The 9,969-nt window shown below is 69.2% G+C and carries 11 protein-coding genes; 4 read left to right on the top strand and 7 right to left on the bottom strand.

Features of this window, described 5'->3' with window-relative positions; all coding sequences use genetic code 11:
* Positions 1 to 12: 12 nt before the first annotated feature.
* Positions 13 to 879, bottom strand: a complete 867-nt coding sequence (locus AX692_RS00960; protein WP_073973889.1) for an alpha/beta fold hydrolase — start codon at positions 877 to 879, stop codon at positions 13 to 15.
* Positions 880 to 953: 74 nt separating this feature from the next.
* On the opposite strand from AX692_RS00960, the gene AX692_RS00955 reads away from it, so the two are divergent.
* Together AX692_RS00955 and astD are read left to right on the top strand one after the other, a co-directional pair.
* Positions 954 to 2,366: a protein adenylyltransferase SelO family protein gene (locus tag AX692_RS00955; protein ID WP_073977531.1), complete on the top strand. Its 1,413-nt coding sequence runs from the start codon at positions 954 to 956 to the stop codon at positions 2,364 to 2,366.
* Between the two features lie 85 nt (positions 2,367 to 2,451).
* On the top strand, positions 2,452 to 3,864 hold the full coding sequence (gene astD, locus AX692_RS00950) for a succinylglutamate-semialdehyde dehydrogenase (RefSeq protein ID WP_073974466.1): 1,413 nt from the start codon (positions 2,452 to 2,454) through the stop codon (positions 3,862 to 3,864).
* 9 nt (positions 3,865 to 3,873) lie between these two features.
* Here the strand turns inward: astD and AX692_RS00945 are convergent, their stop codons facing one another.
* On the bottom strand, positions 3,874 to 4,608 hold the full coding sequence (locus AX692_RS00945; protein ID WP_155644791.1) for a hypothetical protein: 735 nt from the start codon (positions 4,606 to 4,608) through the stop codon (positions 3,874 to 3,876).
* Between the two features lie 266 nt (positions 4,609 to 4,874).
* Here AX692_RS00945 and rarD point away from each other — a divergent pair, with 266 nt between their 5' ends.
* Positions 4,875 to 5,795 carry an EamA family transporter RarD gene (gene rarD, locus AX692_RS00940; protein WP_073974468.1) on the top strand — a complete coding sequence of 307 codons (921 nt, stop codon included), beginning with the start codon at positions 4,875 to 4,877 and terminating at the stop codon, positions 5,793 to 5,795.
* On the opposite strand, the gene pyrC is transcribed toward rarD, so the two are convergent.
* Positions 5,787 to 6,824, bottom strand: coding sequence for a dihydroorotase (pyrC, locus tag AX692_RS00935; RefSeq protein WP_073974469.1), 1,038 nt, complete (start codon positions 6,822 to 6,824; stop codon positions 5,787 to 5,789). The genes rarD and pyrC overlap by 9 nt on opposite strands.
* A 38-nt stretch (positions 6,825 to 6,862) precedes the next feature.
* On the opposite strand from pyrC, the gene AX692_RS00930 reads away from it, so the two are divergent.
* A complete protein-coding gene (locus tag AX692_RS00930) occupies positions 6,863 to 7,597 on the top strand; it encodes a YgfZ/GcvT domain-containing protein (protein ID WP_073974470.1) in 735 nt (244 codons plus the stop codon).
* Here AX692_RS00930 and AX692_RS00925 read toward each other — a convergent pair.
* The 4 genes from AX692_RS00925 to rplU all read right to left on the bottom strand — a co-directional run bounded on the left by AX692_RS00925 (position 7,594) and on the right by rplU (position 9,675).
* Complete coding sequence (locus tag AX692_RS00925; protein ID WP_073974471.1) at positions 7,594 to 8,190, bottom strand: TetR/AcrR family transcriptional regulator; 597 nt, start codon at positions 8,188 to 8,190, stop codon at positions 7,594 to 7,596. The two genes, AX692_RS00930 and AX692_RS00925, sit on opposite strands and share 4 nt — an antisense overlap.
* Before the next feature lie 61 nt (positions 8,191 to 8,251).
* Complete coding sequence (locus AX692_RS00920) at positions 8,252 to 8,788, bottom strand: GNAT family N-acetyltransferase (RefSeq protein WP_073974472.1); 537 nt, start codon at positions 8,786 to 8,788, stop codon at positions 8,252 to 8,254.
* Between the two features lie 213 nt (positions 8,789 to 9,001).
* Complete coding sequence (gene rpmA / locus AX692_RS00915; RefSeq protein WP_073974473.1) at positions 9,002 to 9,271, bottom strand: 50S ribosomal protein L27; 270 nt, start codon at positions 9,269 to 9,271, stop codon at positions 9,002 to 9,004.
* 14 nt (positions 9,272 to 9,285) lie between these two features.
* Positions 9,286 to 9,675: a 50S ribosomal protein L21 gene (gene rplU / locus AX692_RS00910; protein ID WP_073974474.1), complete on the bottom strand. Its 390-nt coding sequence runs from the start codon at positions 9,673 to 9,675 to the stop codon at positions 9,286 to 9,288.
* Between the last annotated feature and the right edge of the window lie 294 nt (positions 9,676 to 9,969).

Below are 9,969 nucleotides of genomic sequence, written 5' to 3'. Positions count from 1 at the left end.
CCGCCGCGTCGCTCACTCGGCCCCGTCCAGCAGCGCGAGGATCGCTTCGCGCACCTCGGGCTCGTCGAGCGTCGGCGCATGGCCGACATCGGGGACGGTGACGGTGCGCATCTTCGGATTGCGCATCCCCATCTGCTTGACCGTGTCGGGGCTGAGAAGATCCGACAGCCCCCCGCGCACCAGCAGCATCGGCACATCGCGCAGGGCCTCGAAGGCGAGCCACAGGTTGGGCGGCGCGGCATTGCCGGGCTTGGCGAAGGGCTCGGCGATGGCCATGTCGTAATCGAACACGATCCGCCCGTTCTGGCTCACCACCATGGTGCGCTTGGCCATCTCGAGCCATTGGTCGAGATCGAACTTGGGGAAGGCCGCGCCGTGCGCCTCGGCCAGCCCGCGCGCGGCGTGAACCCAGGTGGGGTAGGAGCGCCCCTGCCCGACATAGCCCGAAATGCGCGCGAGGCCTGCGGTCTGCACCTCGGGGCCGACGTCGTTCATCACCACCGCGCTCATCCGCCCGGGCTTGGCGGCGGCCATCAGCATGGTCATCAGCCCGCCCATCGAGGTGCCGACCACGGCGAAGCGTTCGATCCCCTGTTCGGCGAGCAGCTTTTCCACGTCCTGGACATAGGTGAGCGGCGAATAGGTGTCCGAATCCGGCGCATAGTCGCTCATCCCCCGGCCGCGCATTTCGGTGACGATCACCCGGCGGGTGGTGCACAGCGCCTCGGCCAGCGCGCCGAAGTCGCGGGCGTTGCGGGTGAGGCCGTGCATGCACAGCACCGGCAGCTTCGCGGTGCCCTCGGGCCCCGGATAGTTGCGATAATGCAGGGTCAGCCCGTCGCTGCTCGTCCAGTAGCGATCTTCGTAAGTGGCGGCCATGATCGGCGTCATTCCCCATTATATGCCTAACCCGCCTGCTTGCGCCGACGGGTGCTTGCGCCCACTATCGCGGGATGAGCGCCGGACTGCAACATCCCGATGAACCTGTCACCTACCGCCCCGATCCGGCGGTGCTGCCGCTGGCCGGATGGCTGGGCGATCCGGTGACGGCGGCGGACTTCCCCGAAACGCGGCTGCGCTGGCGCAACGACCGGGCGGCGGCGAGTGTCGGGCTGGCGGTCCTGAGCGACGAGGAATGGCTCCGCCACTTCGGGCGCTTCGCACCCCTGGAGGGCAATATCCCCCGACCGCTCGCGCTGCGCTATCACGGGCACCAGTTCCGGGTCTACAATCCCGAGATCGGCGACGGGCGCGGTTTCCTGTTCGCGCAGATGCGCGATGGTGCGGGACGGCTGCTCGACCTCGGCACCAAGGGTTCGGGCACCACCCCGTGGAGCCGCTCGGGCGATGGCCGCCTGACGCTGAAGGGCGCGGTGCGCGAGATCCTCGCCACCGAGATGCTCGAGGCCTTGGGCGTCAACACCTCCAAAACCTTCAGCGTGATCGAGACCGGCGAGGCGCTCCAGCGCGGCGACGAGCCCTCGCCGACGCGGTCCGCCGTGCTGGTGCGCCTCAGCCATTCGCACATCCGCATCGGCAGCTTCCAGCGGCTGCTGGCGCTGGAGCAGGCGGACGAGATGGCGCAGCTCATCGACTACTGCCTCGCCCACTTCCCCGCCCCGCCCCCGCCCGAGGACGCGCCCGATCGCGACAATCCCGCGATCCGGCTGATGCACGCCGTCACCGAACGCATGGCCGATCTCGCGGCGAGCTACATGACCTCCGGCTTCGTCCACGGCGTGCTCAACACCGACAACATGAACGTGACCGGCGAGAGCTTCGATTACGGCCCGTGGCGCTGGCTGCCCGCGTGGGAGCCGGGCTTCACCGCCGCCTATTTCGACCACGCCGGGCTCTACGCCTTCGGCCGCCAGCCCGAGGCGCTGCACTGGAACTGCGGGCAGCTTGCAGTCGCGCTCAGGCTCCATGCCGAGACCGCGCCGCTGGTCGCCGCGCTCGAACGCTTCGGGCCGCTCTACATGGCGGCGGTCGCGCGGCGGTGGTGCTGGCGGCTCGGGGTCGAGCCGCAGGGGATCGAGGCCGACACGCAGCTCGTCGCGGCATGCGAGCAGGAGATGCGCGAGGGCAGGCTCCAGCCCGACGCCTTCTTCTTCGCGCACCGCGGCGGGCGGGGCGCAGCCTCGGGCGCGCTCGGCGCGGCGCTGGCGGGCTACCGGCCGGTTGCCGACACCCACCCCTACTGGGCCGACGCCGCACCCCAATCGATGCTGATCGAGGAGGTCGAGAGCATCTGGGCCGCGATCGACCAGGGCGACGACTGGGCCCCGCTCCACGCCAAGGTCGCCGCGCTTAGGCGCATGGGGGAAGCGCATGGCCCCGCGCCCGAACCTGCGGGACATGCGTAGCGGGCTTACCCCTATCTTTTCAGAGCTGTTACCTATACATCCGCTCACCCGCGGCAGCAGGACAGAGCAGGCGACTAGCGCGAGCGTGACCGACAATTTCCTCATTTCCCTCGAGCCGGCGACCGGCGAGGAATTGTGGCGCGGCCCCGTCTCGGACGTGGACGCGGCGGTCTCGGCCGCGCGCCGCGCCTGGGCGCCCTGGGCCGCACGCGCGCTGACCGAACGGATCACCGTGCTGCGCGCCTTCGCCAACACCGTGCGCCGCGACGCGGACACCTTCGCCGATCTGATCGCGCGCGAGGCGGGCAAGCCCCTATGGGAAGCGCGCAGCGAGGTCGACGCGGTGGTCGCCAAGGTCGACATCGCGGTCCAGGCCTATGCCGAGCGCACCGGGAAGAAGAAATTCGACGCCGGGATCGGCTCGAGCGCCGCAGTGCGCCACAAGCCGCACGGGGTGATGGCGGTGCTGGGGCCCTTCAATTTCCCCGCGCACCTGCCTTGCGGCCACATCGTGCCGGCGCTGATCGCGGGCAATGCCGTGGTGTTCAAGCCCTCGGAGAAGACCCCGGCGGTGGGCGAGGCGCTGGTGGCCGCCTTCCACGCTGCCGGCGTGCCGGCGGACGTGATCGGGTGCGTCATCGGCGGGCCCGAGCAAGGCAAGGCGCTGGTCGCCCACCCGGGGATCGACGGCGTTCTGTTCACCGGCTCGGCCCAGACGGGGATCGCGATCAACCGCAAGCTCGCCGCCAATCCGGGCAAGATCGTCGCGCTCGAGATGGGCGGCAACAACCCGATCGTCGTCACCGACACCCCCAAGCTCGCCGATGCGGCCGCGATCATCGTCCAGAGCGCCTTTGCCACTGCCGGCCAGCGCTGCACCGCGGCCCGGCGACTGATCGTCAAGGACAGCGTCCACGACGCGCTGATGGCCGAGCTCGTGCCGCTCGCGCGCAAGCTGATGGTCGGCAATCCGCTCGGCGAGCCGCAGCCCTTCATGGGCCCGGTGATCGACAACGACACCGCCGAGCGCCTGATGGAAAGCTTCGTCGCGCTGATGACCGGCGGCGGGCGGGTGCTGCTGCACATGCGCCGCTCGCTGCCCGACCTCCCGTTCCTCAGCCCCGGCATCATCGACGTCACCGACGTGCCCGAGCGCCCCGACATCGAGCTGTTCGGCCCGCTGCTGCAGGTGATCCGCGTGCCCGATCTCGACACCGCGATCACCGAGGCGAACAACACCCGCTACGGCCTTGTCGCCTCGCTGATCGGCGGCAGCCCGGAGGATTACGGGCGCTTCTGGGCGAACATCCGGGCCGGGATCATCAACTGGAACGCGCCCACCAACGGCGCCTCGTCCAAGGCGCCCTTCGGGGGCATCGGCCTTTCCGGCAACCACCGCCCCGCGGCCTATTACGCCGCCGACAACAGCGCCTACCCGGTCGCCAGCACCGAGATGGACCAGCCGCGCGCGGGCCTGATGGTGGGGGTCAGGCCCTAGAGCCTGTCTCTAGTTCGGGGCGCGGTAGATCAGCGTCACGCCCGTCAGCGCGTTCGCCGCCGTCCTGACATGCACCGCAAGCCGCTCCGCCCCCTTGCCGGTGGCGACGATGCTGTCTCCGGGCGCGGCGTGGCGGGTCGGCGCGAGGCCCGCGCGGCTCGCGCGGACGTGGTGATATTGCAGCACATCCTCCGGGGCGGCCGGGGTGAGATAGCGCAGGATGCGCAAGGCGCAGCCCCTCGCCTGGCTCCCCCCGGCCTGCACCACCATCGCCCGCGGGGGGATCATGGCGGCGGGCGGCAAGCTTGCGGCGAGCGCGAAGTCCTCCTTCAGCGCCCCGGCGCAGGCCCCCGGCGCACCGACCGCGCCGAGCAGTTCCTCCGGCCCCGACATCGGCCCGAGCACCGCTCGGCCCGGCGCCCTGCTCGCGCGCGGCAGATCGGGGAGCGGGCCGCCCTCGAGCAGCTCGATCCGCATCGCCTCGCGCGCGGCGGCGGCCGCCGCGCCCGAGCCGGCGAGCACCGGCAGCGCGGCGCTGTCGGCAAAGCCGATCGCGGCCGCCGCCTCGTTGCGGCTGGCGAGATCGGGGTCGCTCATCAAGGGGTCGTGGAGCGCACGGGCGATCTCGGGGTCGCGCGCGATCAGCCCGGCATCCGGCGCAGTCGCGCCCTCGCCTTCCCCCGCGCCCGGCCCGCAGGCGGCGAGAAGACCAAGACAGGCCAAGGGGATAGGGGCGCGGCGCATCGGCGGAGCATCGCATGCCGGTGGTTAATTTGGCCCTCACCGGGGCCGATGAAAACGCCCCCGGAGCAGGGGCTCCGGAGGCGCTTTCCACGCGGGGGCAAAGGAAGCTCCGCGTGCCGGCGGCCACTGGTGGGAATGGCCGCAAGGGCGATGTCGTTCATCCATAGCGTGTCTTGCCTGAACGAATCGCCCCTGCGTGTGAAAGCCGCCGTTCAGCGACGCGGCGGCTTGCCTAAGCCTTGCCCCGCTCCTAACGCCGCGCGAGCATGTCCACCCCCGCACCCTCTTCCGCGGCCTCCGGCCCCATCGCTTCGGGTCTGGCACCCGCGCTCGGGGCCTATCTGATCTGGGGCTTCCTGCCGCTCTACCTGATGCTGGTGAGGAGCGTTCCCGCCTTCGAGTTCGTCGGCTGGCGGATCATCTGGACGCTGCCGCTGTGCCTGCTGATCGTCGCATACCGGCGCCAGTTCCCCGAGCTTCTGGCAGCGCTGAAGAGCCCCAGGAGCCTGCTTGCCCTCCTCGCCAGCGCCGTCCTCATCGGGATCAACTGGTTCGTCTACATCTGGGCAATCTTGAACGGCGAGGTCTATGCGACCAGCATCGGCTATTACCTCAACCCGCTCCTCAACGTGCTGCTCGGCACGCTGGTGCTGGGCGAGCGGCTCAGCCGTCGCCAATGGGTGGCCGTCGCGATTGCCGCCGTGGCCGTGGCGCTGCTGGCGACGGGCGCCGAGACGATGACCAGCCTGTGGATCAGCCTCAGCCTCGGCTTCAGCTTCGGCATCTATGGCCTTGTTCGCAAACAGGTTGCCGTGGGCTCGCTCCCCGGCCTCACGATCGAGAGCGCGATCCTGCTCCCCGTCGCCGCCGCAATCGCCGGGTGGTACGCGCTCACCCCGCAAGGCTCGTCCTTCGGGCAGGACGGGTGGATCAGCGCGCTGATCGTCTTTTCGGGCGTGGTCACCGCGATCCCGCTGCTGCTGTTCGCGCTGGCGGCGCGGCGGATGGACTATTCGACGCTGGGCTTTCTCCAGTACATCGCGCCGACGATCGTGTTCTTCCTCGGGCTGTTCGTCTTCGAGCAGCCGCTCGCGCCGGCGAAACTCGGCAGCTTCGTGCTGATCTGGGTGGCGGTCGGGATTTTCGTCTGGGACCTGTGGGCGAAAAAGCGGGCCGCTTCAGCCTAGGAACGTCCAACCCAAGATCTGGCCACCGTGCCAGGGGACGATTTCCTCGCCGGTCACATGGAGGCAGGCGGGCACCGCCACCTCGGCACGCTCCAGCGTCACCGTCTCCTCATTGACCGGCAGCTTGTAGAAGGCCGGGCCGTGGAGCGAGGCGAAGCCCTCGAATTTGTCGAGTGCGCCCTCCTCGTCGAACACCGTGAGGTAGCTTTCCAGAGCATAGGGCGCGCCGAAGATGCCTGCGCAGCCGCAGGCGGTCTCCTTCGCGCGGCGAAGATGCGGGGCCGAATCGGTGCCGAGGAAGAACTTCGGCGCCCCACCCGTCGCCGCCTTGCGCAATGCGAGGCGGTGGCTCTCGCGCTTGGCGACCGGCAGGCAATAGTTGTGCGGCTGGATCCCGCCCACCAGCATCGCATTGCGGTTGATGTGCAAGTGCTGCGGGGTGATGGTCGCGGCCACGTTCGGCCCGGCCTCCATCACAAAGTCCACAGCGTCCGAGGTGGTGATATGCTCGAACACCACCCGCAAGCTCGGGAAGTTCGCAACAATGCCGCGCAAGTGCCGCTCGATGAACTCTTTCTCGCGGTCGAACACGTCGACGCTGTGGTCGGTCACCTCGCCGTGGATGCACAGCACGATATCCTCGGCCTCCATGCGGGCAAGGACGGGGTAGATCTTCTCGACATTGGTCACGCCCGCGGCCGAGTTGGTCGTGGCGTTGGCGGGATACATCTTGGCCGCGGTGAATACGCCCTCGGCCGCGCCCCGCGCCAGATCATCGGCGTCGGTGGTGTCGGTGAGGTAGCAGGTCATCAGCGGCTCGAAGCGCACCCCCTCCGGCACCGCCGCGCGGATGCGGTCACGGTAGGCGGCTGCCAGCGCGGTCGTGGTCACCGGCGGGGTCAGGTTGGGCATCACGATCGCCCGGGCGAACTGGCGCGCGGTCCACGGCACCACCGCGCGCATGATGTCGCCATCGCGGAAATGGAGGTGCCAGTCGTCGGGGCGGCGGATGGTAAGGCGGTCGGTCATCCCTTCCCCTTAGCCATGCCCGATCCTATCTGTCACCCATGAGTGCAACCCTGCTGACCACCCGCGCGCTGGTGCGCCTCTCGCCGCTGGACGAGGCCGAGGATGTCGCCGCCTTCCTCCAGGGCCTCGTCACCAACGACGTGACCGGCCCCCTGCCCTGCTACGCCGCGCTGCTTTCCGCGCAGGGCAAGCATTTGTTTGACTTTCTGGTGTGGGGGGACGGCGATGCCCTCCTCCTCGATTGCGAGGCGGCGCATGCCGACGAGCTGGCAAAGCGCCTGTCGATGTACCGCCTGCGCCGCAAGATCGCGATTGCGCGCGACGCCGCGCTGGCGGTTCACTGGAGCCCCGAGCCGCGCGAGGATGCGGTGGCTGACCCGCGCCTCCCCGCCCTCGGCCACCGCTGGCTCGGCGCGGCGGAAGGCGAAAGCGCCGACGCCGCATGGCTCGCCCACCGCCTCGGCCTCGGCGTGCCCGAGGGGCGCGGCGAGATGGGCGACATCCTGTGGCTCGAGACCAACGCGGTGGAGCTGAACGGGGTGAGCTTCACCAAGGGCTGCTATGTCGGCCAGGAGAACACCGCGCGGATGAACTGGCGGCAGAAGGTCAATCGGCGGCTGGTGGTGGTGCCGCTTGGCGACTCGGACGAGGCGCGGCGCATGGCGGCCTACGAAAACCTCGGCCTCGCGGTCGATCACCTGCGGGTCGAATGCCTCGATCCGGCCGCCCTGCCGGCATGGCAGCGCGCCGGGGTGCTCGCGCCCGAAACCTAAGCCGTCTGATGCTCGGCGAAGCTCGCCTCGAGCATCGCCGTCGCCCGCTCGCGCGCGGCATCGCGCGGCAGCTCGAGCGACTTTGCCAGCGGCCCGCCGATCAGCGCGTCGCCCAGCGCCATCAGCACAAGCGACAAGGTGTCGCGGTGCAGCCGCCGCTGGGCAATGTGCTCGGGCGTTTCGGTGGGGCCAAGCTCGTCGAGCAGGTCGTGAATCACCGAGATGATCGGGTCGAGCGCATCCTCGTTCCCCGTCAGCAGCATCCAGCTGGTCAGCGCGCCCGCGCCCTCGCGGTCGAAGGCGTCGAAGGCGAGATCGACCACCTCGCGCGCCGAGCCGAGGCCGGCGCGGCTGGCATGGACCGCCTGCAGGATCGTCTCGCACACCGTGCGCGCCAGATGCTCGGCGAGTGCGCGCTGGAGCCCCGAGGCCGAGCCGAAATGGTGCAGCAGGTTCGCATGGGTGCGTCCGATCCGGGCCGAGACCGCCTTCAGCGTCACCGATTGCGGCCCCGCCTCGATCAGCAGCGCGCGCGCCGCCTCGAGCGCGGTGCTGCGCGATTCCTCGGGGGTTAACCTCTTGCGGACGACCATAAGTCTGCGGCCCTAGGGGATTTCGCAGATGCGAACAAGCCGTCCGCCGTCCCCCGCGCCCTCACGCGGCGCGCGCAACCGGCGCGGGGTCCATGTCAGCCTCCAGGTCGAGCGCGTACTCGACCGATTCGGCCGCGCACCCGCGACCTGCGCTGAACCGCTGGCCATTGCGCCCGGTGGGGACGAAGCCGAGCTTCCTCAGCACCTTGCCCGAGGCCGGGTTGTCGGTGAAGTGCCCCGCCACCACCCTCCGGTGGCCGAGCGTGCGCGCAATCCTCAGCACCGCGCCCGCCGCCTCGGTGGCATAGCCGCGGCCCCAGTGGGCGCGCGCGATCCAGTAGCCGAGTTCGGGTTCGCCCTCATGGTCGCCCATCCCGGCCGAGCCGATCACGCCGACACCCGGAAGCGTCACGAGGAAGTGCGGCAGGCGCATGTCCTGCGGCAGGGCGGCGAAGTTCTTCGCGTCGTCGAGGGTGTAGGGCCACGGCGCGCGGGCGAGGTTGCGCACGATCGCCTCCTCGCCGATGCCGGCAAGGATAGCGCCGCAATCCTCGGGGAAAGCGGGCCTCAGGAACAGTCTCTGGCTGCGATGGAACACGAGTTCTCCCTTCCTCGCCCCGCGCCCGCCTCTAGGGTGGACGCGTGACACTTTCATGGCCGCAAAACTTTCTGATTCCGCAGCTTTTCGAGGGAGAGTGCAAAAAGGGAGACGGACCCCCTCGGTTAGAGGACGGTCCTGTCTCCCTCATCGGGAGGGTCTTGCACCCTCCGGGACCATCCTTGCGGACGATCCCTTTTGCGAATCGTCCGCTTATTCGGCGGCTTCGGCCATCGCGTCTACGCTGACGTATTTGCGGCCGAGCTTGCCCGCGTGGAATCGGACCACGCCTTCGGCGAGCGCGTAGAGGGTGTGGTCCTTGCCCATGCCCACGTTCACGCCCGGGTACACGCGGGTGCCGCGCTGACGGATGATGATATTGCCGCCGATCACTTCCTGACCGCCGAACTTCTTGACGCCAAGGCGACGACCGGCCGAATCACGACCGTTGCGCGACGAACCGCCTGCTTTCTTGTGTGCCATGGTTCAAACGCTCCTTATTCGGCCGAGGCAGCGGCTTCAGCAGCCGGAGCGTCTTCGGTCTTGGTCTTCTTGGCGGCGGCCTTCTTGGCCGGCTTCTCGGCAGCAGCGGCGCCGACAGCGGTGATGCGCAGCAGGGTCATCTGCTGGCGGTGGCCGTTCTTGCGGCGATAATTGTGGCGGCGGCGCTTCTTGAAGACGACCACCTTTTCGCTCTTGGCCTGGGCGATGATCTCGGCCGAGACGGTCACCGCCTTGGCATCGGCGAGGGTTTCGCCTTCGCCGGCCAGCAGGACATCGCCCAGCGTGATCGTGTCGCCGGCTTCGCCCGCGAGCTTTTCAACGGCAATCTTGTCTCCGGCGGCAACCCGATATTGCTTGCCGCCCGTGCGCACTACAGCGAACATGGCTCTAAACTCTCTTGTCTGTGCGGTGTCCGGCCGAGCGGCTCACGCCACAAAAACCGAACGGCAATGCGGGGCCTGCGCAGATGCAGCCCCGTAAAGGATGCGTGCCGTTAGGGGAAAGGCGGGCCCAAGTCAACGCCTCTCGCGCGCAGGGCCTCGGCAAAAAGTCGGACGAAGCGAGGCGTCAGGACACTTTGCCAGCGCGGGGTGTCATGGTAACGGGACATGGGATCTCTATGCGCGCACATCTGACAAAATCCGCCCTTATCACCCTGCTGGCTCTGGGCGTACCCG

Origin of the sequence: Erythrobacter donghaensis (assembly GCF_001557325.1) — a bacterium.
GTDB lineage: Bacteria > Pseudomonadota > Alphaproteobacteria > Sphingomonadales > Sphingomonadaceae > Erythrobacter > Erythrobacter donghaensis_B.
This window is presented reverse-complemented; position numbering and strand designations above follow the sequence as displayed.